This window comes from Haloarcula sebkhae (genome assembly GCF_014647415.1).
In the GTDB taxonomy this organism is placed as follows: Archaea; Halobacteriota; Halobacteria; order Halobacteriales; family Haloarculaceae; genus Haloarcula; species Haloarcula sebkhae.
On record NZ_BMPD01000002.1, the window covers coordinates 155,812 to 180,893 of the forward strand.

The following is a 25,082-nucleotide window of genomic DNA, read 5'->3' on the forward strand; positions in this document are numbered from 1 at the left end:
CGCGCCGGTGGGGGATTTTTCGCGGTGGGTCGTCTGGGTTGTGGTATGAGCGTTGATAGCGACGATACCAGCGGCCGTATCTACGACCCCGAGGCGGACCATGCGTTCCCGGACGAGCGACTGAACGCAGTTCTCGACATCATCACGGCTGACGAGGAGATCCAGGCGTATCTCGAAGCTCAGAACATCAACCCCGTCGCGCGCAAACAGTACAACGACCACGGCGCGAAACACATCGGTATCGTTCGGAACCGAGCGCTGTGCCTGTACGATCTCCTCAAACAGGGGGGCGTCGAGTTCAACGGTGCGGCCGACCACGGCCTCGACGAGGCTGACGAGGCTGTCATCATCGCACTCGCGACGACGTTGCACGACATCGGGCACGTCGTCCACCGCGATTCACACCCGTACTATTCGATCCCGCTTGCGGCCGACATCCTTGACGACCTGCTCGACGAGTTCTACGACGTTCGACAAGCAGTTCAAATAAAAGGCGAGGTGTTACACGCGATTCTCTGTCACCACACCGAGGAAAACCCGCTGACGCTGGAAGCCGGCGTCGTTCGCGTCGCCGACGCGCTGGACATGGAGCGTGGCCGTTCTCGCATTCCGTACAAGCGCGGCGGGCGCGGTATCGACACCGTTTCTAGCCAGGCCATCGAGACGGTGACGCTGAGCCCAGGCGACGACTATCCTGTCCTCGTCGAAATCGCGATGAACAACGCGGCCGGCGTCTATCAGGTCGATAATCTTCTAAAAGCCAAACTCAAGCACTCTGGACTGGAAGAACACGTCCGTATCGTTGCGCTCAACACTCGAGAGGACGGTAACCAGATCGTCGAACGAATCGAACTCTAAGCAGGAGCGACACAACGGTTTTGTACCGTGCTTCCCTAGCTATGCCCATGAGTCTCACACCCATGGATGAGCCACGGGGTGCCCGGGGCAAGACGGACGACGGTGACGTGCCGTCGCCCTCGCTTCTGGACCGGGTCAGGTACCGCGTGCGCTCAGCCATTGAGACCATTTCGTTTGGGGAGAGGTGTGTTGAGTGGCTTGATAGACGTGGTCGAGACAAACCACAGTCGACGATTCACACGGATAGGTTCGCTGACGATGTCGTTGCGCCGCCGGAGTGTCCGTCGATCAGCGATCTTCCGACGCGGTCACGACCATTTACATACCCAACGCGGAATCACGCGGAGAGCAACACTGTCGACCTCATCGCAGTCGAAACTGGAGACCAACTCACTATGACACATCCGGACAACTCCGAGGCGAAGATTTCGTCCGACGTGTGGGAATCTGTCGAGCAGTAAGTGCCGCTGCTGGCCTGTTCTTTCGTCGCTGAACGAACGGTTTCCAGATCCTTCTGGCGGTGTTTGGAGAACGGAAACCAGCAGAACGACCGGCCGAGACCGCGGTCAGAGCTCGTACTGCGCGATGTCACCGGAGCCACACACTGGGCAGGTCGAGCTATCCGTTTCGATAGTGGTTCCACAGCGTCGACACTCCAGATGTGACCGCTGTTGAGTCCCCACGACACGGCGTAATCGCTCGATCATATTGCCAGACAGGGAGCCAGGCCGTATATAATCGGGTAATTCACGGTGAAAGTGAAAACCGCAAGACAGAGGGCCGATTCCGATGGGTCGTCAGCCGGGCGTCAGACATCGCTATCACGCCATCCGGGCCGCCAGTCACGACAGTTACGCGCGGGCCTGCTCACCGCGGTCCCGCTCCCCGGACGCGCACAGAAGTGCCAGAAACAGCCCAACTGCGAACAGCCAGACCACCACCAGCCAGAGCAGTATCGATTGGACCCTACCCCCGAGCATGAAATGTAAGCGTCACTATCCGTACTTAATTAGTAGCACTGTATCGGGAACGGATACAGTGACACAAGTGGATTATACCTCGGATAACCGTGACACCGGCGTCGGTAACCCCCTACACCGCCCCTACTGACTCGGACGCACGAAGACCTCGCTCCTGTCGGCCGCGCAGTCCCGACACTCGTCTGTTCCGGGCCGCCCAGACGTTTTTGTGCACGCCGACGTAGCCACGCCCGATGACGGGAACAGCCGCGGCCGAGCCCACTGTGACGACGTTCACGTCGACCGTCGACCGTATCGATTCGACCGCCGTCGTGCTAGCGGAGACGTACTTCTACGCTGAAGGCGGTGGTCAGCCGGCAGACCGGGGCACTCTCGGAGGTGTCGAGGTCGTCGACGTCCAGCACCGAAACGGCGATATCGTCCACGAACTGGCCGAGCCGCCGGCGTTCGATCCGGGCGAGACAGTCGAAGGCCAGATTGACACGGCGTTCCGGACGTACTGCATGCGTGCCCACACGGCCAGTCACGTCCTCTATGGCGCTGGTCGCCGGCTGCTGTCGGATCTCGGCTATGGCGGGTTCGACATCAGCGCGACAATCCCGGACGATGCCGGTGGCGACGAATTCGGACCGGCTATCTCCGGGAAGGTGCGTGTAGATTTCGAAACGACGACCGAAATCGACGACGAGACACTCACCGAACTTGAGCGGCTGACTAACCGCGCGGTCTGGGAATCATACGACGTGACCTGGGAAGAAATTCCGCGTGACGAGGCACTGGACCGCGACGATATCGCGTTCAACACGAAGACCGAAGAGGGAATCGAGGGTGAGACAGTCCGTGTCGTCACCATCGAGGACTGGGACGTGGCAGCCTGTGGTGGGACACACGTCGGGAACACGCGGGAGATCGGGCCAGTGACCGTGCTCGGTCGGTCCAACCCCGGCGAGGGTCTAACTCGCGTCGAGTTCGCCGTCGGTCCGCGAGCGATCCGCCAGCGCGCGACCGAGCACGAGCGGGCGATGGCTGCCGCCCAGTCGCTGGATACGAACGTTACTGAACTCCCGGATGCTGTCGACGGACTCCAGTCGGAGCGCGACGACCTCCGGGGCACCGTATCGACCCTCCAAGAGCGTCTGGTCGATTCCCGTCTCGCTGACCTGCGTGACGACGCCATCGAAGCGGACGGGCAGCGGTGGCTCGTCGGTACCGTGACGGGTCTCGACACGAACGCGCTCGCTGACCGGGCGGAGTCCGCCGTCGACGACGATATCGACGTGGCCGCGCTGGTCGACGCCGATGGGCAGTATCTCGGCGTCGCGACGACTGGCGGCGTCGATGCCGGCGAAGTGGTCGATCAGGTGACCACAGAGTTCGGTGGCGGCGGCGGCGGACGACCGACGGTCGCACAGGGTGGTGGACTCGGCGCTGATGGGGATGCTATCGTCGCATTCCTCCGGGACGGGCCAGCGACGGCAGACAGCGGCGACTGATCAGTCTCCTCGGTTCGGCGTCCCGTTGAACCGTGCAACCTCGTTTCGCAGGGCGTCCCGCTTCAACAGCCCGAAACCGATGAGAATACAGGTGAATCCGACACCCGTGTAAACCGTCGGCGTCTCGCCGAGAAACAGCAGTCCGGTGGCGGCGGCGACGACCGGCGCGGCGTAGGAGACGAGATTGATCTCGATGGGTCCGAGCCGCTCCAGCAGGTCGAAGTAGATGAGGAAGCCAAGGGCGCTGGCGACGACAACCAGATACAGCAGAGCCAGCACGGCTTCAGCAGTCCACTGAACGTCGGCCATCGATTCGGCGGCCCCGAAGCTGATACCGTGCATGAGTACCGCACCGAGCAGCATCGACCACGCCTCCATCGTTTCTATCTCTAGGTTGTCGTCGAACCGACGGGTCAGCACGCTCCCGAGGGCGAACGACGTGGCCGCGAGGAACACCAGAACCAGCGAGACGGTTCGGGGGTCGAGCAGGTTCCCCGGGTCGGGGTTGCTGAGGACGCCGACACCGACGAACCCGACGAGCAGACCGACGATTCCCAGCGTCGTGAGACGCTCGTCCGGGAGGAACGCACGCGCGAATCCGGTCGTGAGAATCGGCGAGAGGCTCACGACGATAGCAGCGGCGGCACTGGTTGTTCCCTGCTCGCCGACGAACAGGAAGATGTGGTACGCAGCGATCATGAGTGTGCCACTAATACCCACAACTATCCAGTCGGTCCGGCCCTTCGGGACCCACTGGTCGGTAGCGTACACCGCGTAGCCAAGCATCAACAGCCCGGCGAGGTCGTACCGGAGGGCTGCAAACAGGATCGGCGGGAAGTACTCCAGCCCGGCCTTGATCGCGGTGAAGGCGCTGCCCCAGGCGACTGCGAGCGCGACGAAGAGGATGGCGTTGCGGAACCGCATCGTCCGCTCAGTCGGCCGCCTCGTCGTTGGCCGCTTCATCGTCGCCCGGTTCGTACGTCTCCGCGATAGCGTCTAGCGCCTCGTGGTGTTCCGTCGTGTGCGGTGCGGTCAACGGCGAGACGCTGACCTTGCCGTCGACGACGGCGCGGCGGTCCGTCCCCTCGGGGTCGGGGATGTCGCCGTCTGCCATGTGCTCCCAGATACGATCGTGTAGGGTCACGGCGTCGCCATCCTGTACGGCGTCCATCTCGTAGAGGTGAGACGGTCGTGTGACCGTCATCTGTGCGTCGCCCCATTCGGCGACAGGGGCGTTGATGTTCAGGTAGTCACACTGTTCGAACACGCCGGCGTCGACGGCGTGGTCGGCGAGGTAGGTCGTCGCCTTCGCTGCCTCGCGGTAGCTATCGCCGTTGGCCTCGATGTCGGAGAACGCGGCGTCCTCGCGGACCGGGATGTACATCGAGACGGCCATCGCCGGCACGTCGAAGAAGGTGGCTTCGACGGCGGCGCTGACGGTCCCCGAGCGGCCGAGAACGTACGCGCCGAGGTTCGCCCCGCGGTTACAGCCCGCGACGACGAGGTCAGTGTCGGTGACAAGCGCTTCCAGCCCCGCCACGACGCAGTCCGAAGGAGTCCCTTCGACAGCGTAGCCAAGTTCGTGCTCGTGGACGGTCACTTCGTGTGAAATAGCCCGACCGACCGCGCTCTGGTCCTCTGCCGGGGCGACCGCAGTCACATCGCCGACTGTCGAGAGACCGTCGTACACCGCCCGGAGGCCGGCGCTCTCGATGCCGTCGTCGTTCGTCAGCAGAATCGTCGGCTCGTCCATACGCTTTGTCGGGCCGTCCCTGAGAAAAGCCCACCGCTAGCGCGCTCGATCGACGACCGTCTCGCCGTCGACGACGACGTTGTACGCCTCCTCGTCGTCGTTCCACAGGACCAGCGCGTTCTCGAAGGACAGCAGGTCGCCATAGTCGGCTTTCCGGAGGTCCTCGTTCAGTATCGACGCCTCGGTGAGGACGGCGAAGTGGTCGACTTTCTGGCTCCCGTCCCCCAGCAGATACAGCGGATTTGCACCCTCCCGTTCGGCGAGGTCGTGGCTGAGCTTGACCCCGAGGAAGTTCACCCGGTCGGTGACGTAGTTCTCGGCGTCGGCCATCGGCGCGTGGATGCCCCGGTCAGGCGTCACATCGTGCTTTCGCTTGCCGTCGGTTCGAAGAACGCTGTAGGCGAACTGCACGTCCGTGTTGACGAACTCGCCTGTCCCGCCGTTGGGGTCGTCGAGGCGCTGTTGCATGGTCGGCACCTCGATGTCAGGTTTCCGGTCGAAGGACCACGACTCGCTGTCCGGGGACTGGTGGGGCCAGAGCCGCACCGTCGGCCCGTACACCGTCGCTGGGCCGCCGTCGGCCACCTCGCGCTCAACAGTCCGGAGCTGTATGGCTGTGTTCCGGTCAGCCGGAGCCAACGCCAGCAACGTTCCGTCGTCGGCAAGCGCCTTGACGTACCGGTAGAGGGTCGCCGCCGCGTCGTCGAGTTCGCTGAGGACGTTGCCGAAGATGATGAGGTCGTAGCCCTCTGCGTCGGTGTCGCTGCCATCGGCACCGCCACTGCTGTCGCTACCACCAGCCCCACCGCTGTCGTTGCCGGCCCCACCCCCGCTGTCGTCGCCGACAAGCGGCGACGACGGGTCGAACTCCTCGGCGAGTGACCGGTGGATCTCCCAGCGGACGTTCTGGCCGCTGTCTTCCAGTAAGCTCTCCAGTACATCCGCGGCGGCGCTCGGCTCGACGGCGTGGTAGTCAAGCAGGGCGTCGTCCGGGAGCAGGTCGCGCAGGGCGAGCGCCGGGCCACCGACGCCGGCCCCCACGTCCAGCACTCGAAGCTGTGACGGAAGCAGGCCGTCAGCGGCGAGGTCCGCGAGGACGTATTTCGCCACTGCGTAGTAGTCCGGCAAGTGGTAGACGGCGTAGCCAAGCGCCGTCAGTTCGTCGTATTCGACGGCCTGTCCCTGCAGGTACCGCTCCTTGATGTCGCGGATGCGCTCCCTGAGTTCGTCACCGCTGTCGCCGCTGTGCCACTCCAGCCCGCCCCACTCTGTCAACAGGTCGATGACCTGCTGTTCGTAGCGGTCGGGGAACCGCTCGACGCCGTCGAAGTTCACCGACAGTCGCCCCTCAGGTGCCGGAACGAAGGTCCCGTCGTCCTGTTCGACGATGCCCAGATCGAACGCTTCCTCCCGGAGCACCTGCTTGACGACGGCGGGGTGGGGCTGGCCCTCGACGTATTCGTGTAGCTCCTCTGGGTCCAGCGGCCGGACGTTCCGGAGGTACTGGGCGTTGTCGCGTATCTGCTGGCGTGTGTTCTGGTTCATGAGAGTTGCTCGTAGAGCCGTTCGAACGTCTCTGCGTCGGCGTCGGCGAGTTCCCTGGCGGCGGCGGCGACCGCATCCGCGCCGTCGAATGTCCGCTGAATATCGGAATACACCCGCGGGTCGCCACCGGTGACCTGCTCGACGAGATCGAACAGGCCGGCCGAAATCGGCGTCTGAAACCGGTCGGGCACGTCGGCGGCGGCCATCGCGAACGCGAGTACGGCGGCGTGGGCGCTGGCCTGGACCGTTTCCATGGCCTCGTCGTGTTCCGCCGCCGTCGTCTCGAAGCAGTTGTTTCCGGCTGCGGCGAGTGCGTCGACGACAGTATCGGCGTCGGGACCCGACGCGTCGGCGACGACGGCGACGTTCCCGGGCGCGTTCTCGGGGGCAAACAGCGGGTGGAGGCTGAGCCGCTGACCATCGGGCATGGCATCCCGCATTGCCGCGACGGGGCCAGCCATGCTCCCCGTCACGTCAACGATTGCATCCGTGGCATGCGGTGCGAACTCGTCGATAGCCGCCTCGGCGACGGGCATCGGCACCGCAATACAGACAACGTCGAAAGTCTCGGCCGCGTCGCTGGCGACAGTGCGCCCGCCGACCGTGGTTGCAGCGGCTTCAGCGGCCGACTGGTCGAGGTCGGTGAAGGCGACAGTCGCATCGGCGTGGGTCCGGACCGTATGTGCGAACCACTGGCCCATCGCGCCGGCGCCAACGACGAGAACGTTCATCGGCCCAGCGTAGCCCGTCCCGTCTCAAAAGCCGTTCGGTCACACTCCTGCTCACCGCGACACCGCAGGTGACGATGGGCGGGTAGACAGCCGTCGAACAGCCCGCTGTGGTCCGGTTTCCCCCTCCTAAACGCTTATCTGTCGGCCCTGAGAGAACGGTGACATGAAGCGCGTTCGATTCCGTGATACCGCGGGGAACGTCCGGGGGGGCCGCTGGACTGTCGAGGACGGCGAGCCAGTCGTCACCGCCGCTGCCGGGCCGTACGGCCGTATCGCCTTTGGCGACGAGTCTTACGACCCCGACGAGGTAGATATCCTCCCGCCCTGCGAGCCGACGAAAGTCGTCTGTATTGGGCGCAACTACGCCGACCACGCCGAGGAGATGGACTCGGACGTCCCGGACCGGCCGATGCTGTTTCTCAAAGCCCCGAACGCCGTCGCGTCCCACGGCAAACACCTCACGATGCCCTCGGGGAAGGAACGCATCGACTACGAGGCCGAACTCGGTGTCGTCATCGGCGAGCAGTGCCGGAACGTTAGCGAATCGGGCGCGATGGACGTGGTCGCGGGCTACACCTGTGTCAACGACATCTCCAACCGCGACGACCAGCGGCGAGAACAGAACTGGGTCCGCGGGAAGGCCTTCGACAACGCCTGCCCGATCGGCCCGCTCGTGGCCACACCGGAGCACGTCCCGGAGGACGCCAGCATCAAACTCCGACTGAACGGGGAAACGAAGCAGTCCTCCTCCCGGGAGCACCTCATCTTCTCAGTCCCCGAGCTGATTGCGGAGATAACCTCGTATATGACGCTCGAACCCGGCGATGTCATCGCTACGGGGACGCCCGAAGGGGTCGGCCCGATGGAAGACGGCGACGAGGTCGAAGTTGAAATCGAAGGTATCGGCACGCTCAAACACAGCGTCAAGATTCCATAGGCGGCCAGTCGGTTAGTTCCGACGCTATTCCACGACGATCGCTACTCGACAACGATTGCGCCTCTCATGCCCAACGCTTCATGCGGTTTACACGAGTACAGGTAGGTTCCGGTTTCCTCGAAGGTGTGCTCGTAGGTGCTTCCTTCCTCGGCGACGAGTTCCGAGTCGAGCGGCCCATCGTCTTTTGAGACGACATTGTGTGGGCCATCGCCTGTCCAGTCCCAGCGGACGGTCGTCTTAGTCGAGACCTTCAGGGCTGGGGGGTCGAACGCGAACGGACCACCATTACCCTCGGCACCGACTGTAACAGTTGTAGTATCAGTGTCGGTACGGTCGACAATGGTGCCGTCGAAGTTACTCGCCGCTGCGAGCCACTCGTCGACTTTTGTATTGCCCGAGGACGGTGGCTCTTTCACAATAATCGCACCCTTCATCCCATCGTCGCGATGGGGTTCGGAGACGTAGCGATACTCGCCAGTCTCCTCGAAAATGTAGTGATACTTTGTTCCGGGCTGTGCGTTTGTCCGGCCGCTGTCGAAAGGTCCATCTAGGGCGACCACGTTCTGCTGGCCGCCGTGGCCGGTCCAGTCCCACCGGACGAGTGTCATCGGCGGAACTTCGATGACAGGCGGGTCGAACGCCAGTCCGCTGTCCGTCTCCTGACCAACCCAGACCGTTGGCCGGGACTGGGGGCCGAACCTGCGGGGTTCGCCGTCGTAGCCGTTGGCATCATCAAGCCAGTCGTCAAGCGACTTGGGCGTCGATTCAGGTGTTTCGGTTGGTGTCGCAGTTTCGGTTGGCGTCGCGGTTTCGGTTCCGGTTTCGGCCGCTGGTTCTGAACTACTTCCCGAGGACACGCACCCGGCGGTAACGGCAAGCGCTGTCAACCCTGTGCCTGCGAGAAACTGTCTGCGAGTGGAGGGCCGTTGCATAGCAAGCTAGTTATTGATACTCGATGATAGAAAAGCGGGTGTCCCCTTTCCAGATTCTGGAAACAAACAGTCGCCCTTTATCTGAGGGTATTTTATAATCCCGACACTGGCCGGGTGCTGCTACCGGGGTACCGTAAGACACCGGGGTCGCAGTATCCCACAGGTTTCACGTCGCTGCCCCGTCATATCGAAACCGAACCGCCCGCAGAACTACCTCCACACGTCCCCTGAAGGGTCCGCCGTGGCACACAACGACGCGAGCAAGACACAGGCGCTGTTCGACGCCCTCGCCGACCCTGACTGTCGCGACATACTCAGGGTGCTCGACGAGCCGCTGCCAGCCAAGGAGGTCGCCTCGGTTTGTGACCTCCCCCAGACAAGCACCTACCGGAAGCTCGAACAGTTGAGCGAGGCCGAGCTGGTCACCGAGGAGACAGAAGTACGCCCCGACGGCCATCACGCGACGGCGTATGTCCGGGACTGTGACGGCGTGTTCGTTGGCATCGATGCTGACGGCGCGTTCGAAGTTAACGTTCTGCCGGCCGAGGAGCGGCCGAGCGACCGGCTCGCACTCCTGTGGTCACGCGTCAGTGAGGAACTATGAACGGAGATATTCCACTCATCGTCATCGGATTCAAGACTGTGACAGTGTTGCTTGGCGGGCTCATTACTTACTTTGCCGCTCGCGCAGCGTTGAGAACGAGAGCGACCGGACTCACGTATCTCGCCGTCGGATTCGCGACGATTACTGTCGGGTCACTCCTCGCCGGCGTCGCGGACCAACTGTTCGGCATATCGACCCACGTCGCACTTATCTTCGAGAACGCGCTCACCGCTGTCGGCTTCGTGGTCATTGCATATTCGCTGTACGTTACCAGTCGCTCCGCGCTGGTCACTCGATAAAAAACCCGCCCAGCAGCTATCCGTTATTCGACGACGACTGCCCCGACCATCCCGAGCGACTTGTGCGGGACACAGTTGTATAGGAAGGTCCCGGCCTCTTCAAACGTGTACTCGTAGGTGTTCCCTTCCTCTGAAACAGCCGAACCCGAGTCAAGCGGGCCGTCACCGTCGGACTTGACGTTGTGGCCGCCACCTTCACCGGTCCACTCCCAGACGACCGTTGTTCCGGTCGAGACGTTAATCGCTGGCGGGTCGAAAGCGAACGCGCCGCCGTTGCCTTCGGCCCCAACAGAGACGGAGACCTCGTCTTGGTCGGTCATCACGACCATGGAGCCATCGAAGTTCGACGACTCGCCGACGTAGTCCGCGACCTCGCTCGGCGCTTCGGCGGTCTCCATCCCACCGCTGCTCTCGGTGTCCATCTCCTCAGTTTCAGTGGATTCCATCTCCTCGGCTCCGGTGGTCTTCATTTCTTCGGCTTCCGTCTCGTCGCTGCCACCATCGCCGCCACTACCGCCGTCGCCGCCGGACCCGCCACAGCCAGCGAGGAGTCCAGCGCCTGATACGGCCGCCGTCGTGCGGATGAACGTCCGTCTGTCGAGGTCGTCTGTCATACGTTTAAAGTTATGACTGTGCACGTATAAGCGAGTCGTTTCTGTCGTTTACCAAGAAACAATAATTGAGGTTTTGATCGCACCGCTGTCCCGGGATACCAACACAGTTCGGACAGGGATTGATGCTGATACAGGCCTATACTGGAACTAATGGGAGTGTCCGTCTATCGATGACTGTCTGGCTTCGCGGTGACCACCTCGTCCGGCGGTCCGGACCCGTCGCTCAACGACCCGACGAGGCGGTGCTTCTGATCGAATCGGAGTCGTTCGCCCGCAAACTACCGTACCACCCACACAAGCTGATCCTACTGTTCAGTGCAATGCGGCATTTCCGCGACGAACTCCAGGACGATGGCCGAACAGTCCACTACCACCAGACAGAGAGCTTCGAGGACGGACTGACGGCACATTTTGAGGCCCACCCTGACGACACGCTCGTAACCCACCGTCCACAGACTGAGTCTGCACAGGCGCGTCTCGAATCGCTGGTCGCCGATGCCGGCGGAACCGTCGAGTTTGTCGCCGACGAACGCTTCCTCTGCTCACCGTCCCAGTTCGACGAGTGGCGTGGCGACGGCCGCTACCGCCACGAGGACTTCTACCGGTTCATGCGTCGGGAGACGGGCTACTTGATGGCTGACGGCGACCCCGTCGGCGGCGAGTGGAACTACGACGACCAGAACCGCGAGACCCCACCCGACGGATGGACGCCACCGGAGCCACCGCAGTTTGAGCCGGATGCCGTGACCGAGGACGTTATCGAGTGGGTCGATTCGACGTTCGAGGGAAGCTACGACGAGCGGCCGTACGGCGGCGACTGGGCCGACCCCGAACCGTTCCGCTGGCCTGTCACTCGCCGGCAGGCCGTCCGTGCGCTGGACCACTTCGTTACGGACCGGCTGACGGAGTTCGGGCCGTATCAGGACGCGATGCTGGACGACGAGTGGGCGATGAGCCACAGCCTGCTTTCCACGTCGCTGAATCTGGGACTCCTCGGCCCTGCGGAGGTCATCGAGCGCGCTATCGCCGCCTACGAGGACGGTGACGCGCCGCTGAACAGCGTCGAGGGGTTCGTCCGGCAGGTGCTCGGCTGGCGTGAGTTCCTCCGGCACGTCTACCGCCGGGAGATGCCGGACCTCGCCGCGGCGAACCAGCTCGGCGCGAACGAGGCCCTGCCTGACTTCTACTGGGACGGCGACACCGACATGGCGTGTCTCTCCGACGTGGTCGACGGAGTCCGGGAGCGGGGGTATTCACACCACATTGAGCGGCTGATGATTCTCGCGAACTTCGGCCTCATATACGGCGTTGAGCCGGCACAACTGAACCGCTGGTTCCACGCCGGCTACGTCGATGCCTTCCACTGGGTGACGACGCCGAACGTCGTCGAGATGGGGCTGTACGGCGCGGGCGTGTTCGCCACCAAACCCTACGCCTCCTCGGCGAACTACGTGGACAAGATGAGCGACTACTGTTCGGGCTGTCCGTACTACAAGACGAAGACCACCGGCGACGGGGCATGCCCGTTTAACGCGCTGTACTGGGACTTCCTCGACCGCAACGAGGAGACGCTCCGGTCAAACCACCGGATGGGGCTGATGTACAGCCACGTCGATAACAAAGACGACGAAGAACTCGCGGAGATACGCGAGCGGGCTGAGGAGATTCGGAAGATGGCGGAGGCCGGCGAACTCTGAGAGCTACTGTGCCGTAATCCTTGGAACTCGGCTACTCGTCTCCATCCACGCCGTCAGCTGCCTGCCGCTGTTGCATCTCGTGACGGGTGAACTGCGGCGAGGACAGCGCCGGCCCGCGGCGTCGGCGGAACGACCACGCAAGAATTCCGATCACGGCCGCGCTCCCGCTCAGGGCGAGGGCGGCAGGCTGGAGTCCGTTCACGGTGTAGAGGTAGGCGCTCACCGGCACACCGGCGCTGGCGACGATACCGAGCAGGAGCCGCTTGGCGAGCACCCGGCTCAGTCCGTCGGAGTCTTCGAGGACGGTCTTGACGAGTAACTCTTCGCGCTCGACCCTGTCGAGTGCGTCCTCTAACCTCGGCGCTGTCCGCACTGCTGACCGGGTCGAGCCAGTCACCGTCTCTTGGATTTCCGTCTTGATCTGCTCTCGAACGTCGTCCCCAGCGCCCTGCTCCATGACGTACTCCGAGATGATCTCGATGAAGTCGAACTCGGGGTCGAGCGTCCGACAGACGCCTTCGAGCACCGTCGTCACGCGAACCACCAGTGCCAGATCCTGTGGCAGTCGCATCGGGAACTCATACAGTTGCGTCTCGAACTGGCCAACCAGTTGCTCGATGCGGTACTCGCTGATGTCCTCGCCGCGGAACTGTTCGATGACGATGTCGAACGCCTCCCGCATCACGTCGCGGTCAGCCATCGGGTCCAGCGCCCCCATCTCGACGAAGGCGTCCATCACCCGATCTACGTCGTCCGTCGCCAGTCCGACGTAGAAATCCAGTAGCTGGTCCTGGGTCCGGGGACCGAGGTAGCCGGTCATCCCGAAATCGTAGAACACGAGCGTCCCGTCGGGCTGGACCGCCAGATTGCCGGGATGGGGGTCGGCGTGGAAGAGGCCGTCCTCGACGATCATCTGGATGTACACCTCTTCGAGGCGGCGGACGAGTGCCGGCCTGTCGATGCCGAGTTCGTCCAGCCGCTCCACGTCGTCGATTTTCACGCCGTCGAGGTACGTCATCGTCAGCACGCGGTCCGTCGAGTGGCTCTCGACGACGTCCGGGATGGCGATGTCGTCGTCGTTTGCGAAGTTGTCACCGATTTCCCGGAGCATCCGCGCTTCGTGGCCGTAGTCCATCTCCCGGCGGACCGTCGCTGCGAACTCCTCAGTGAGGTTTTCGAGCGTGAACGCCTGCCCCGGGTCCGCGCCGTAGGTGAGCACCGGCAGCAGCGCCGACAGGACGCGCAGGTCTGACTCGACGCGTGTCCTGATATTTGGTCGGAGGACCTTCACGGCGACCCGCTGGCCGTCGATCTGTGCCTCGTACACCTGCCCGAGCGAGGCCCCGGAGATGGCCGTGGTGTCGAACTCCTCGAACAGCGTGTCGATGTCGTCGCCCAGTTCCCGTTCGATGACTGGCTCGATGGTGGCCCACGCGTCCGGTGGGACGTTGTCCTGTAGCTCCGAGAGCACATCGACGTACGCCCGTGGCAGGGCGTCGGGCCGGGTCGAGAGCATCTGGCCGAGCTTGATAAACGCCGGGCCGAGGTCGACGAAGGTATCCTTCAGGTAGCGAGCCCGCCGCGTTCGCGTCTCGGGGGCCACTGACCGGGACCGACCGAACAGGAGGAACCGTTTCCGGTCCCGGGCCCACTGCCAGAGTAGCGGGACGAACTGCCAGACGATGACCAGCGCCCGCCAGAGCGCCCGGAGTCGAACGCCGACGCCGCCCGGCTGTGACACTGTCTCTCCCGTCGGCTCGTCGGCGACACGCTCCTCAGCAGTCACTGTTCGTAGCTGAGGCCCGGCGACAAATGAGTCTGCTGGAGACGGTCCCCACTCAGCGACGGAGGGAGCCGAGCAGCCGGTACGCCGAATCCGGTGTATACCGGCGGAACGCGAGGCTGTTTGCGAGCACCGACACGGACGAGGCAGCCATCGCCGCGGCGGCAAGCACCGGCTGGAGGAGTCCCAGCGAGGCCAGCGGAATCATCACGGTGTTGTATCCGAGCGCCCAGAACAGGTTCTGCTTGATCTTCTGGAGCGTGGCCTCGGATATCCGAATGGCCTTCACCACATCGGCGGGGTCGTCCCGGAGCAGAGTCACGTCCCCGGCCTCGATTGCCACGTCAGTCCCCGAGCCGATGGCACAGCCGACGCTTGCAGCTGCCAGCGCCGGCGCGTCGTTGACGCCGTCGCCGACCATCATCGTCTGGTCGCCGTCGCTCTGGAGGTCGTCGACCGCGTCGGCCTTGTCTTCCGGCAGTACATCGGCCATCACGTTGTCGGGGTCGATGCCGACTTCCTCGGCGACGGCGCGGGCGGTCCGCCCGTTGTCGCCGGTGATGAGCCAGACGCCGAGTCCGCGCTCGCGCAGCCCGTTGACGGCAGCTTTCGCAGACTGCTTGACCGTATCGGCGTCGGCGACGATACCGATGAGCCGGTAGTTCGGGTCACTGTCGCCCTCGGTGCCGTCACCGCCTGCGTCTTCGGCCAGCGCGACTAGCATCGCCGTCTTGCCCTCGCGTTCGAGCGTGTCCATCCGGCCCTCTGCCGGCGCGGTGTCGACGCCGGCCTCGGACAGCAGTTTCCGGTTGCCGACGAGGACGCGACCGTGGCGCGTCGTCGCCCTCACGCCTTGTCCGGGAACGTTCTCGAACTCGTCGGGGTCTTCGACCTCGATACCGCGGTCGCGTGCGCCGTCGACGATAGCCTCGGCCAGTGGGTGCTCGCTGGCGTGTTCGGCGCTGGCGGCGACTTCGAGGACGAACGCCTCGGTCCGTTCGCGCTCGGGCTTGAGCGCCCCGCCGTCCGTCGCGGGACCGACGACTTCGACATCCGTGAGTTCCATCTCGCCTTTCGTCAGCGTCCCCGTCTTGTCGAAGACGACAGTGTCGACCTCGTGAACGCGTTCGAGCACGTCCCCGCCCTTGAACAGGACGCCGTTGCGCGCGCCGATTGCCGTCCCGACCATCGTCGCGGCGGGCGTCGCCAGCCCGAGTGCGCAGGGACAGGCAATCAGGACAGCGGACGCGAACACGACGATAGCGAACTCGCTTACGCCGACGCCAGTCGGGCCGCCTGCGGCCAGTCCCCACAGCGGGAGCGCGTCGACGACGGCCGCCAGCGTCTCCGGCGCGACCGCCCACAGTACCCCCCAGAGGACGGCGTTGCCGATGACAGCCGGGACGAAGTACGCCGAGATGCGGTCGGCGACGTTCTGGATGTCCGGCTGGCGCGACTGGGCCTGCCGGACCCGCTCTGCTATCTGCTGGATAGCCGTCTCCGAGCCGACCTTCGTCGCCTCGATTTCGAGGACACCGTTCTGGTTCACTGTCGAACCGATGACCTCGTCGCCCTCGCCTTTCTCGACTGGGACGGACTCGCCGGTCACCATCGACTCGTCGACCGCCGAATCGCCGTCGACGACCACGCCGTCCGTCGGAATTTTCTCTCCGGGCCGGACTTTCAGCCGGTCACCGACCCCGACCTCGTCGATAGGGATCTCTTCCTCGCTGCCGTCCCCGCGGACGACAGTGGCCGTGTCGGCCTCCATCTCCAGCAGTTGCTGGATGGCGGCCCCGGCCTGGCTCTTCGAGCGGGCTTCGAGGTAGTTCCCGAGCGTGATGAACACGAGGATCAGCGCGGCCGTGTCGAAGTACAGCCCAGTGCTCGCGATCAGTCCAGACAGCGCGGCCACCGAGTAGACGTACGCTGTCGAGGAGCCCAGTGCGATGAGCACGTCCATGTTGGCCCGCCCGTTGTTGACCAGCGCCTTGTAGGAGTTCTCGTAGAACGGCTTGCCCAGCAGCATCTGGACCGGTGTCGCGAGCGCGAAGGCGACCCAGCCTTGCGGAACCCCCAGAATCGTCTCGTCAATGAGGCCGAGCGAGAACAGGTGGTCCGCCATGAACAGCAAGAGCGGGGCCGACAGTACCGCTCCGAACAGCGTGAGCCGGAGCTGCCTGCGCGTCTCCTCGTTGCGCGCGGCGGCACGGCGGTCAGCGCCGGACTGCTCACCACCGTCGCCGTCCCCGCCGTCTGCACTCCCGCTGTCCTCTCTAACGGGTGTGTAGCCAGCGGACTCGATAGCGTCATAGAGGTCCGTACGCGACACGTCGGCCGGATTGTACGTGACCTGGGCCTCGTCGGTGGCGTAGTTCACGCTGGCGTCGATGACGCCCGCGGTCCCTTCCAGCGACTCCTCGTTAGCTTCCGCGCAGTTCGCACACGACATGTCGGTGATGCCGATAGTCACCGTCTCCGTCGCGACGCCGTAGCCGGCGTCCTGTACGGCGGCGACGATATCGGCCAGTGACACCACGTCAGGGTCGTACTCGACGCTCCCCTCGTCGGTGGCGTAGTTCGCGTCGACGGACGCAATCCCGTCTAACTCGCCCACCGACTCCTCGATGGTGCCCGCGCAGTTGGCACAGCTCATTCCCGTCAGTTCGAGTCGGGTGGTCCGGTTGCTCATCTTGTCTTACTGTACGCCCCCCATATTCATGCGGTTTGTCCCTTTGATTCAAAGGTGAAGGCCGGGCACTAGATTGGCATTCAAAATATTGAATCCAGTAACCAAACGATCCAAAGTGACTATCGCAGTTTAGACCCCGTCCTTCAGTGATTCGTACTGGTCGACGAACCGCTCGGCACAGGAGCCACAGCAGAAGTAGTATCGCTCCCCGTCGAGCGTGCGCTGTTCACCCTCCTCGTCGACGGAGTTCCCACACTCCGCGCAGTCGGGCGCGAACTCTGCCCCACCCAGTCCGACGGCCCATTCGCTGTCAGCGATCATCCGGACATCGTAGCGATCCACGTCTCCGAGGTCGACGTGGTCGGCGAGGAGTTCGCTCGCGTCGGACTGGGGGACGGTCGCGACCAGCACGACTCGGCCACCGGCGGTCCGATAGACCCGCTCGATGGCGTCAGCGTCGCTGACAGACGCAGCGATATCGGCGGCCTGACCCGGTTTTGCATCTACTTCGACCAGAACGGGCACGCCGGCCTGCAACAGTGAACGGTCGACATCGACGGTAAACCCCTGTATCAGTCCCATTTCGACGAGCCGGTCGACGCGGTCCGAGACTGCTGGCGCCGAGAGGTTTACTCGCTCGGCGATATCACTGTAGGGCCGCCTGGCGTCTTCGAGCAGCAGTCGGAGGATTTCGTGGTCCGTGTCGTCGAGTCCGGGCATATCGGACCAACTTTGAGCACCGATTTATGTGTTGTGTCCGCTCGTGTCTGTGACGATAACCAGTATCGAGTCACTCGCAGGACGGTACTGAGTGCTGAACAGCCAGAGAGTGCAACGAGTGTTGCTGCTGTGAGGACGCTCCGTCTGGAGGGCATCACCCGGTACTGTTCAGCCGTTCTGGAAAAGCCTTCTATCGTCAGGTTAGCCGAACCGCTCGTCTCAGACACCCACCTGCGCCGCGATGGATGAGACTATGGTTTCCCACAGCGAGAAGCCCATCGTCACGCTCAGAGCGAAGTCCGCGGCGAAAAACAGGAACAGCCCTGCGCCGACGAAGTGAGCTTTCCGCAGGTCAAACCGGTGGGCGAAACGGTGGAAAAACAGCGCGTTGGCAAGGCTCACTGGAATGATAGCAAGCATCTCGCCGGTCCAGATAGCGCTGGCGTGGGCGCTGTACTGGGCGGCGAGCGTGATCGTAATGAGCTGGGTCTTGTCGCCGAACTCCCCGAAAGTCATCATCGCGAAGATGGGCAGAAAGCCACCGAGCTTGTTTGGCACTTGCCAGTCGACGACGGGAACGCGAACGTCTAGCTGTCCGCCGTCAGTGGTGAAACCGGACGCGGGTTCCTGTTGTTTGGCGTCGGCTGCCGGGGCACTGCGGAGTAGTAGTATCGCAAACAGCAGGAACATCCCGGCGGTGAGGCTTTCGAGGACGATACCGGGCAGTAGCGATGTGATTGCGGAGCCAAACCAGACCTCCAGCACTGTCCAGCCGGCGAAAGCACTACCTGCGGCGCTGACGACGAGGAACGGATTGAACCGCGTCGACAGGCCGGCGATGATGAACTGGACTTTCTCGCCGGGGAGGACCGCCAACTGTGCACCGGCCGCTATCGCAACCACTGTTAGCCACGTCGCGTCGCTCACGCCTGGCTCACTCCGTCTTCACTCTGCGTATCCGGTGCGCGGACCTGAATCGCATCGGCGATGTGGTCCGGGAGCGACACTGACGACCCGCTCTCTAGCTGGACCGTCACCATCCCGATCGGAGCGACTTCCTCGACGGTCAACACGGTCCCCGGTGTGATGCCGGCGTCGGAGAGATACGTGAGTTCGTCGGGATCACGGTCCCGGACCCGAGCAACTTCGACTTGTCCTCCTTCGTTGTGTTCTGACAGCGCTGTCGCGGACTCGTCGTCGATCGGGTCGAGCGAGTCGCTTGGAATCGGGTCCCCGTGGGGGTCGAACTCCGGTTCGTCGAGGACGGCCGCGACTCGGCGCTCGAACTCCTCGCTGATGTGGTGTTCGAGTACCTCCGCTTCCTCGTGGACCTCGGCCCAGTCGTACCCCAACTGCTCGGTGAGAAACGTCTCGAGCAGGCGGTGGTGGCGGATAATCTCCAGCGCCACTGTCTCGCCTTCTGGGGTGGTCCGCACGCCCTTGTACTTCTCGCGTTCGATCAGCCCGCGGTCGGCCAGTTTCTCGACCATACTGGTGACCGTCGGCGCGGTAACGTCCAGCATCTCGGCGATAGTAGACGGTGCAATCGGCGGGTCGCCGTCCCGCTCGAGGCGATAGATAGCCTTCAGATAATCCTCCATCTTGGCACTCAGCATACACCAAATTAGACAAGTCTAACCCAAAAGATTGGCGATTGCAACAACTTTGTGCTCACCTGACGTATTCGGCCGGCCGCCGTCACTCGTCAGCGGCGTACGTTTCGCGACGGTTCCGGGTCAGGAGCCACAGGAACAGATAACCGATGGCACCCAGAACAAACAGCGTTGCGGGGATGAGAAACGGCCCGAACGTCCGAACGAGCGTTTCGATCCCCGGCAAACTGATCATACCACGAGTAGGGATGTCTCCCTGATAAACCTCAAGGATATGCGGAGACAGCTACCGACTCGCTCGTTCGGGAATCTCGCGAATTATCGTGCGAAACCGGTGAAGCGGTCGGGAGCCGGTGTGGCCCGCTTAGATGAGGTCCTGATCTTCGAGCGAGGCCATAACGTCGTCGACGAACTCGTCGACGTTGTCGTATGGAAACTCCCCGTTGAGCTTCGTGTTCAGTTCCATCGCCGTCATCGAGAAGTCGCCGGACTCGAACTTCGTCGACGGGCCGCCCGGGAGTGCCGGAACAAGGTCCATCGGGCTGGAGATCGGGTAGTCTGCTTCCTCGAACGCATCAACGAACTGTGAGCGGAGGTCTTCTCTGTCAACCATGGTCGGACGTTGTGCGAGTGTTATGATAAAAGGTTCGACATCGGTACACTTTCCCATTGTTTGGAGTTTATTCGGGGCCTGTGACGTTCTGGACCCTCGTGGCACTGTACCGGTGTATGAGCAACCCACGCCGACATTCGATGGGACTGGCCCGGAGTACTCACCGGACTCGACTTTCGTCGTCCGTATCGCGCCGAGCAAGCCGTTCGGCAGTCTCACGGTCCGTCTCGACGCGCTGGTCGTGTTCGCTTCGGACCAGCGCGTACAGGGCCAGCGGCGCGGCCAGCGCGAGCAGCAGGACCACGACGAACAGCCCGGCCATGGCAGGCATCGTTAGCCGAGGAAGATATCTGCTAGGTCACTGCCTGCAGACCCGGTGTCACGGTATAGCTCCGAATAGCCACAGTTCGTACACGTGACGACCTGAAACTGGTTCGTCTGGATGTCGAACATCTTCGAGAGGCCGCCGCCGGTGGTCGAGATACTACCCACGTCAGTGCCGGTGTGGCCGCACTTCGGACAGCCGCGGTCGCCGTCTTGCGGTGAAGTGTTGGAGGGCATTACACGCAACTGTTCTCTCCCCAGCATAACAAATCTGGTGCCACCGTGACACGTAGTCGGTTCCATACCAGTGGTCGCAGCCGGTTACTAGTATCTATCACTTGCTACAGTCGTCGAAAACGAGGCGGGCGAACGTAATGGTGCACTATGCCAGTTCCCACCCGCCTCAACGGAGGGAAACGGCCAAGTTATTTGTTTGTTATGAATCCGTCTAAACTTGTGTTGCCTCAGTCGTCGGCGGGAATGGGCTCGCCGTGAGATACGTCGTCCCCGAGCAAGGCCATGAACTGCGCAAGCCACTCGGGGTGGTCGGGCCAGGCCTGGCCGGTGACGAGGTTGCCGTCGGTGACCACTTCGTCGACCCACGAACAGCCGGCGGCCTCACATTCGGCGCGACAGGCCGGGTACGATGTCATCTCGTAGCCGTCCAGTACGTCGGCGGCGGCGAGAATCTGCGGCCCGTGACACAGTGCCGCGACCGGTTTGTCCTCCTCGAAGAAGTGCCGTACCGCGTCCAGCACCTCGTCATACGTCCGGAGATACTCGGGGGCGCGACCGCCGGGGACGACGAGTGCGTCGTAGTCGCTGGGGGTCACGTCGGCCATCGTCGCGTTCAGGACGAAGTCGTGGCCGCGGGACTCCATGTAGGTCTGATCGCCGCGGAAGTCGTGTATCGCTGTCTTGATCGTCTCCTCGGCCTCTCTGTCGGGACACACCGCGTCGACCTCGTGGCCGACCATCTGCAGCGCCTGGAACGGCACCATTATCTCGTAGTCTTCGCCGAAATCGCCGACGATCATGAGGATGTCTTTGCCCATTGGGAACACCACTGATAGCTACGGTCGCCGTCGAAATAAAGTCGCAGGTGAATTACCAGTTTCGTGTCACACGTCCAGCGACGCAAGCACTTCGTCGATGTCCGCCAGTGAATCGATGACGTAGTCTGGCGTCACGGCGCTCCGTTCCAGCGACCGTTCGTTGGACACGCCGGTCCGGACAAGGACGGTTGTCATGCCGTTCCGCTCACCCATTGCGATATCCGTCTCCAACCGGTCCCCGACGATGAGACAATCCGCCGGCGCACAGTCCAGTCGCTCTAGCGCCGCCTGAACAGCAATCTCTGACGGCTTCCCGAGAATCCGATCCGGGTCCCGCTCGATGACGCCGGCGACGGCGTTGATTATCGCCCCGGAACCGGGGACCGGGTCGCCGTCTTCACCGGGGAACGTCCGGTCCGGGTCGGTCCCGAGAAAGACGGTATCGTCGTCGATAGCCCGGAGCGCGTCGACCATGTCGTGGTAGTGGAAGTCATCCGTCCAGGAGGCCAGTAACACGTCAGTCTCGGCAGGGTCCTCGACCAGCCGTGCCTCTGTCTCCGTGACCATACTGCGGAGCGGTCCACTCCCGATGACGAACACGCCGTCACCCGCATGGGACCCGTTGAGATACTCACGGGTGACGACACCGGAGGAACAGGCCTCGCCCTCGCGGGCGTCGATACCCATTCCCCGCAACCGCTCGATGTACTCGCTCCCGTCGTGGATTGGGTTGTTCGAAAAAAAGCAGACTCCCAGGCCGCGCTCCCTGAACACATCAATTGCCGACGCCGCCCCCGGCAACAGCGTGTCTCCGTGGTACACCGTTCCATCCAAGTCGATAATGGCCCCCGCGACTGTCATTACCACTACTCGGAACCCGCCAGTGAAAAGTCCGTCTCAGTCGTGTAGTTCCACGCCTGTCACTTCAAAGCACGCCCCGCCGCTGTCGCTCTCGGTCAGTGATACTTCCCAGCCGTGGGCCTCAGCGACCTGTTCGACGATAGCCAGGCCGAACCCGGTTCCGTCCTTTGTCGAAGAGTACCCCATCTCGAACACGTCCTCGGCGTCGCCCTCGACACCCTCCCCGTTGTCTGCGATGTAGAAGCCGTCGTTGGACTCCAGCAGTCCGATCTCGATTTCGACGTCGCCATCGTTGTGTTCGATGGCGTTCCGGAACAGGTTCGCCAGCAGGTCCTGCACGCGCCCGCTGTCAGCGGCGAGTTCCGTGCTTGACTCGACCGACATGGATGCCTGTTCGGCCTCGATCCAGGTCCATGCGGTCGACGCTAGCGTCGATAGTTCCGTCTCCTGTGGATCGCTGACCGTCTGGCCTTGCCGCGCCAGCGTGAGTACGTCCTCGATGATACAGCCCATCCGGTCCAGCGATCGGTCGATCTTGGCGACCAGTTCGGCCTCCTCGCTATCGTCTGGCTCCGTGAGCAGGTCGACCGCGCCCTGAGCGACGTTCAGCGGGTTCCGCAGGTCGTGGCTGACGACGCTGGCGAACTCTTCGAGCCGCTCGTTCTGGCGTTCCAGTTCCCGCTGACGCTCGACGCGTTCAGTGATGTCGCGTGAGACCAGCTGGAAGGTATCCGACTTGCGATGGCTGTCGACGGGGATATACTGGTTGTGATAATGTCGTCCCCCGACGGCGTCCTCGGAGCGTGTCGCGGTCCCGTTTTCGACCGCGCTCTTTCCGGCTTCGAGACGCTGGTTGGCCGCCTCGCTGTCCATCACTTCGCTCAATTGCTGTCCGACGAGCGCGTCGGCGTCGGCACCCAGTCTGCGTGCCATCGAGGGGTTCACTGAGAGGATAGTCCCGTCAGTCGTCAGGTGAACGATACCGTCCGGCGAGTCCGACACAAGCGATTCGAACTTCTTGCGGGTTCGCTCCTGTGAAACGACGTTCTCGATCCGGTTTGCAAGCCGACCGTACTGCTTGTCTTCGACGACTTCGAGCTTCAGGAGGTAGTCGGCGACCCCCGCCGCAATAGCCGCGCTTGCCGTCTCTTCGTCCCCCCGCCCAGTCAGCAGAATGAACGGGATAGAGGGGTTTGTCTCCCTGATCGCCTCAAGGAGCTCCAGCCCGTCCATTTCGGGCATTTCGTAGTCACTGACGACGCAGTCGAACCCGCCCCCGTCGAGCCGTTCCAGCGCTTCCGTAGCGCTGTTCGCAGCAACGGACTCGATGCCGTGTTGTTGGGTGAGCGTGTCAGCGGTCATCTCCGCGAAAAAATCGCTGTCGTCAACAACAAGCGTTCGTATATTAGTTTCAGATGTCATATGGGCGGCAGGGTCCTTATCCTCCCAACGGTCTGTCCGTACTTATATTTCAAGGGAGCCAGATTGCCCGCTGGTCCCGGCTATGGCGGCACCGGTGGGGCAATCGAAACTCGAAGCCCAGGACTGTGATGGACTAACGGCTCTGCCTCGCAAGCAGATATGTCAACCAGTGAGAGGACAGATCCGGTCACGGTAGCGTCAACGCGGTCGAGTCGCCACGGATCGTGACCGACGCTGCCGACGAGGTGCGTCCCGAAACGACCGGTCGTGAAGTATCGCTGTCGGTCGACGAGGAAGGAGGCCAGCGAGTCCGGTGGAATCGCCGCCGGGCCACCACTGACTGTGTACCGGCATTCGAACAGCCGTCGCTCCCCGGCGTCAAGGACCCGCCGACGGTCGGCCGTCGGGATCGTTCGCGGGACGGCATCACCAACCGTGATACGAAACAGCTCCGAAACCGCTGTCGCTGTCCGTCTGTCGTCACCGAACAGCCCTAGCACACAGACCCCGCGTTGGCCGGTCGGGCCGCGGACGTAGGTCCGAACCGTGAGCAACTCCGACGGTCCGGCGACCTCGATACCGAACGTTTCGACACGGTCAACGGTCGCCGCGACGGCTGACACCCAAGCGTCGTCGTCGGCTGTCTCGACGGTGAGCCAGTCGGGGACTGTCGCCTGCACCGCTGTCTCGGAGACCGGCCAGTGACAGAAGCAGACGTCGTCGAGCGTGACCTGCAGCGGGCGGAGGGCGACCACATCCTCACTGAGGCCGACACGCTAATCAGTGTACTGGGCAACCGCATCAAGCCGGTGAAGCCGCCCGGCAGTCACCGGAATCTCGGCGCAGTAGTGAACGAGCGGGTCCCCGTCGGGCCTTTCGAACCCCGACGCGGCGAACAGCCCGTTCGTCCGGATATCTGCCCGCCCACGCTGGAGCGGCCACGGTTCGTGGTCGATGTCGGCGTAATACACCGCTCCGTCGTCGCTCGCGGCGTAGAAGCGGTACCGCTCCACCAGGAACGATTCCACTGACCCCGGTTCGGGTGACGACGGCGGCTCAGTCGGCTCGTAGGTGGCGTGGAAATCCGCCGGGGGCGCACGCGAACTGGTCCGGCGACTCCGGAATTCGACGCTGTCGCCGTCGGTCCGGATCTGCATCGACGCCCGGTAGTAGGACAGTTGGAACAGCTGCCGGGCCAGCGTGACGCTGAGGCGGTCGTCGGCGTCGAGGTTGTAGAAGTACACCCCCGGCGTCCCGTCAGCGACTACGTAGGTCCGGAGATTGAGCTCGCCAAAGGACCGCCCGATCGGACTGCCTCGCGGTCTGATGTCCGCCATCTGGAACGGAACCACACTGAGCCACGCCTGCCCGTCGTACGTGTCGACATTGAGCCCGTCCGGCAGCGTCGATTGGACACTGTCGGGCTCGACCGGCCAGTGCATGAACCCCACATCCCGCCACGTCATCGTCAACAGGTCCATACCTGTCTGTAGGACCAGACGGGTTTCTGCCTGTCGTGGGGCGCGATGACAGACAACAATGAGTGCTGTCTGGCC

At 63.2% G+C, this 25,082-nt stretch carries 28 protein-coding genes; 7 read left to right on the forward strand and 21 right to left on the reverse strand.

Features of this window, described 5'->3' with window-relative positions:
- The first annotated feature begins 45 nt into the window (after positions 1–45).
- Positions 46–858: an HD domain-containing protein gene (locus IEY38_RS06780; protein ID WP_188976434.1), complete on the forward strand. Its 813-nt coding sequence runs from the start codon at positions 46–48 to the stop codon at positions 856–858.
- Between the two features lie 62 nt (positions 859–920).
- Complete coding sequence (locus IEY38_RS06785) at positions 921–1,319, forward strand: hypothetical protein (RefSeq protein WP_188977332.1); 399 nt, start codon at positions 921–923, stop codon at positions 1,317–1,319.
- 390 nt (positions 1,320–1,709) lie between these two features.
- On the opposite strand, the gene IEY38_RS21625 is transcribed toward IEY38_RS06785, so the two are convergent.
- Positions 1,710–1,838, reverse strand: coding sequence for a hypothetical protein (locus IEY38_RS21625; protein WP_268238754.1), 129 nt, complete (start codon positions 1,836–1,838; stop codon positions 1,710–1,712).
- A 233-nt stretch (positions 1,839–2,071) separates the two neighbouring features.
- Between IEY38_RS21625 and IEY38_RS06790 the strand changes: the two genes are divergently transcribed.
- A complete protein-coding gene (locus IEY38_RS06790) occupies positions 2,072–3,331 on the forward strand; it encodes an alanyl-tRNA editing protein (protein ID WP_188976436.1) in 1,260 nt (419 codons plus the stop codon).
- Here the strand turns inward: IEY38_RS06790 and IEY38_RS06795 are convergent, their stop codons facing one another.
- From IEY38_RS06795 to IEY38_RS06810, 4 genes are read right to left on the reverse strand one after another with little or no spacing between them, the layout of a single operon-like run.
- Positions 3,332–4,255, reverse strand: coding sequence for a DMT family transporter (locus IEY38_RS06795; RefSeq protein ID WP_188977334.1), 924 nt, complete (start codon positions 4,253–4,255; stop codon positions 3,332–3,334).
- Positions 4,256–4,262: 7 nt separating this feature from the next.
- Entirely contained in the window at positions 4,263–5,084 is an 822-nt protein-coding gene (gene surE / locus IEY38_RS06800; protein ID WP_188976438.1) for a 5'/3'-nucleotidase SurE, read from the reverse strand.
- 36 nt (positions 5,085–5,120) lie between these two features.
- Positions 5,121–6,629 (reverse strand): small ribosomal subunit Rsm22 family protein, encoded by a 1,509-nt coding sequence (locus tag IEY38_RS06805; protein ID WP_188976440.1) that lies wholly within the window; start codon positions 6,627–6,629, stop codon positions 5,121–5,123.
- Entirely contained in the window at positions 6,626–7,360 is a 735-nt protein-coding gene (locus IEY38_RS06810) for a prephenate dehydrogenase/arogenate dehydrogenase family protein (protein WP_188976442.1), read from the reverse strand. Before IEY38_RS06810 ends, IEY38_RS06805 begins: the two co-directional genes overlap by 4 nt.
- 163 nt (positions 7,361–7,523) lie before the next feature.
- Here IEY38_RS06810 and IEY38_RS06815 point away from each other — a divergent pair, with 163 nt between their 5' ends.
- Positions 7,524–8,297: a fumarylacetoacetate hydrolase family protein gene (locus IEY38_RS06815; protein ID WP_188976444.1), complete on the forward strand. Its 774-nt coding sequence runs from the start codon at positions 7,524–7,526 to the stop codon at positions 8,295–8,297.
- A 41-nt stretch (positions 8,298–8,338) separates the two neighbouring features.
- Here IEY38_RS06815 and IEY38_RS06820 read toward each other — a convergent pair whose 3' ends face one another.
- Positions 8,339–9,154: a halocyanin domain-containing protein gene (locus IEY38_RS06820; RefSeq protein ID WP_188976446.1), complete on the reverse strand. Its 816-nt coding sequence runs from the start codon at positions 9,152–9,154 to the stop codon at positions 8,339–8,341.
- Positions 9,155–9,470: 316 nt separating this feature from the next.
- Between IEY38_RS06820 and IEY38_RS06825 the strand changes: the two genes are divergently transcribed.
- Complete coding sequence (locus IEY38_RS06825; RefSeq protein ID WP_188976448.1) at positions 9,471–9,833, forward strand: winged helix-turn-helix domain-containing protein; 363 nt, start codon at positions 9,471–9,473, stop codon at positions 9,831–9,833.
- Positions 9,830–10,132 (forward strand): DUF7521 family protein, encoded by a 303-nt coding sequence (locus IEY38_RS06830; RefSeq protein ID WP_188976450.1) that lies wholly within the window; start codon positions 9,830–9,832, stop codon positions 10,130–10,132. The genes IEY38_RS06825 and IEY38_RS06830 overlap by 4 nt, the downstream gene beginning before the upstream one ends.
- 23 nt (positions 10,133–10,155) lie before the next feature.
- Here IEY38_RS06830 and IEY38_RS06835 read toward each other — a convergent pair whose 3' ends face one another.
- On the reverse strand, positions 10,156–10,746 hold the full coding sequence (locus IEY38_RS06835) for a halocyanin domain-containing protein (RefSeq protein ID WP_188976452.1): 591 nt from the start codon (positions 10,744–10,746) through the stop codon (positions 10,156–10,158).
- Between the two features lie 170 nt (positions 10,747–10,916).
- Between IEY38_RS06835 and IEY38_RS06840 the strand changes: the two genes are divergently transcribed.
- The gene (locus IEY38_RS06840) at positions 10,917–12,443 is read left to right on the forward strand and encodes a cryptochrome/photolyase family protein (protein ID WP_188976454.1); all 1,527 of its coding nucleotides are present in this window, start codon (positions 10,917–10,919) and stop codon (positions 12,441–12,443) included.
- A 31-nt stretch (positions 12,444–12,474) separates the two neighbouring features.
- Here IEY38_RS06840 and IEY38_RS06845 read toward each other — a convergent pair whose 3' ends face one another.
- The 14 genes from IEY38_RS06845 to IEY38_RS06910 all read right to left on the reverse strand — a co-directional run bounded on the left by IEY38_RS06845 (position 12,475) and on the right by IEY38_RS06910 (position 25,007).
- Entirely contained in the window at positions 12,475–14,229 is a 1,755-nt protein-coding gene (locus IEY38_RS06845) for an ABC1 kinase family protein (RefSeq protein WP_188976456.1), read from the reverse strand.
- A gap of 52 nt (positions 14,230–14,281) precedes the next feature.
- Positions 14,282–16,918: a heavy metal translocating P-type ATPase gene (locus tag IEY38_RS06850; protein WP_188976458.1), complete on the reverse strand. Its 2,637-nt coding sequence runs from the start codon at positions 16,916–16,918 to the stop codon at positions 14,282–14,284.
- Between the two features lie 129 nt (positions 16,919–17,047).
- Positions 17,048–17,638, reverse strand: a complete 591-nt coding sequence (locus tag IEY38_RS06855) for a winged helix-turn-helix transcriptional regulator (protein ID WP_188976460.1) — start codon at positions 17,636–17,638, stop codon at positions 17,048–17,050.
- A 219-nt stretch (positions 17,639–17,857) separates the two neighbouring features.
- Positions 17,858–18,565: a TMEM165/GDT1 family protein gene (locus IEY38_RS06860; protein WP_188976462.1), complete on the reverse strand. Its 708-nt coding sequence runs from the start codon at positions 18,563–18,565 to the stop codon at positions 17,858–17,860.
- Positions 18,562–19,254: a metal-dependent transcriptional regulator gene (locus tag IEY38_RS06865; protein WP_188976464.1), complete on the reverse strand. Its 693-nt coding sequence runs from the start codon at positions 19,252–19,254 to the stop codon at positions 18,562–18,564. The genes IEY38_RS06860 and IEY38_RS06865 overlap by 4 nt, the downstream gene beginning before the upstream one ends.
- Before the next feature lie 82 nt (positions 19,255–19,336).
- The gene (locus IEY38_RS06870; protein ID WP_188976466.1) at positions 19,337–19,486 is read right to left on the reverse strand and encodes a hypothetical protein; all 150 of its coding nucleotides are present in this window, start codon (positions 19,484–19,486) and stop codon (positions 19,337–19,339) included.
- A gap of 129 nt (positions 19,487–19,615) precedes the next feature.
- Entirely contained in the window at positions 19,616–19,864 is a 249-nt protein-coding gene (locus tag IEY38_RS06875) for an MTH865 family protein (protein WP_005535048.1), read from the reverse strand.
- A gap of 160 nt (positions 19,865–20,024) precedes the next feature.
- Complete coding sequence (locus tag IEY38_RS06880; protein ID WP_188976468.1) at positions 20,025–20,186, reverse strand: hypothetical protein; 162 nt, start codon at positions 20,184–20,186, stop codon at positions 20,025–20,027.
- An 11-nt stretch (positions 20,187–20,197) separates the two neighbouring features.
- Positions 20,198–20,425 (reverse strand): zinc ribbon domain-containing protein, encoded by a 228-nt coding sequence (locus IEY38_RS06885; RefSeq protein ID WP_188976470.1) that lies wholly within the window; start codon positions 20,423–20,425, stop codon positions 20,198–20,200.
- Positions 20,426–20,652: 227 nt separating this feature from the next.
- Positions 20,653–21,243, reverse strand: coding sequence for a DJ-1/PfpI family protein (locus IEY38_RS06890; RefSeq protein WP_188976472.1), 591 nt, complete (start codon positions 21,241–21,243; stop codon positions 20,653–20,655).
- Positions 21,244–21,309: 66 nt separating this feature from the next.
- Complete coding sequence (locus IEY38_RS06895; RefSeq protein WP_188976474.1) at positions 21,310–22,104, reverse strand: HAD-IIA family hydrolase; 795 nt, start codon at positions 22,102–22,104, stop codon at positions 21,310–21,312.
- A 36-nt stretch (positions 22,105–22,140) separates the two neighbouring features.
- Positions 22,141–23,526: an ATP-binding response regulator gene (locus tag IEY38_RS06900; RefSeq protein ID WP_188976476.1), complete on the reverse strand. Its 1,386-nt coding sequence runs from the start codon at positions 23,524–23,526 to the stop codon at positions 22,141–22,143.
- 80 nt (positions 23,527–23,606) lie between these two features.
- Positions 23,607–24,281, reverse strand: a complete 675-nt coding sequence (locus IEY38_RS06905) for a DUF2071 domain-containing protein (RefSeq protein ID WP_188976478.1) — start codon at positions 24,279–24,281, stop codon at positions 23,607–23,609.
- Between the two features lie 21 nt (positions 24,282–24,302).
- Complete coding sequence (locus tag IEY38_RS06910; RefSeq protein WP_188976480.1) at positions 24,303–25,007, reverse strand: YqjF family protein; 705 nt, start codon at positions 25,005–25,007, stop codon at positions 24,303–24,305.
- Positions 25,008–25,082 lie beyond the last annotated feature (75 nt).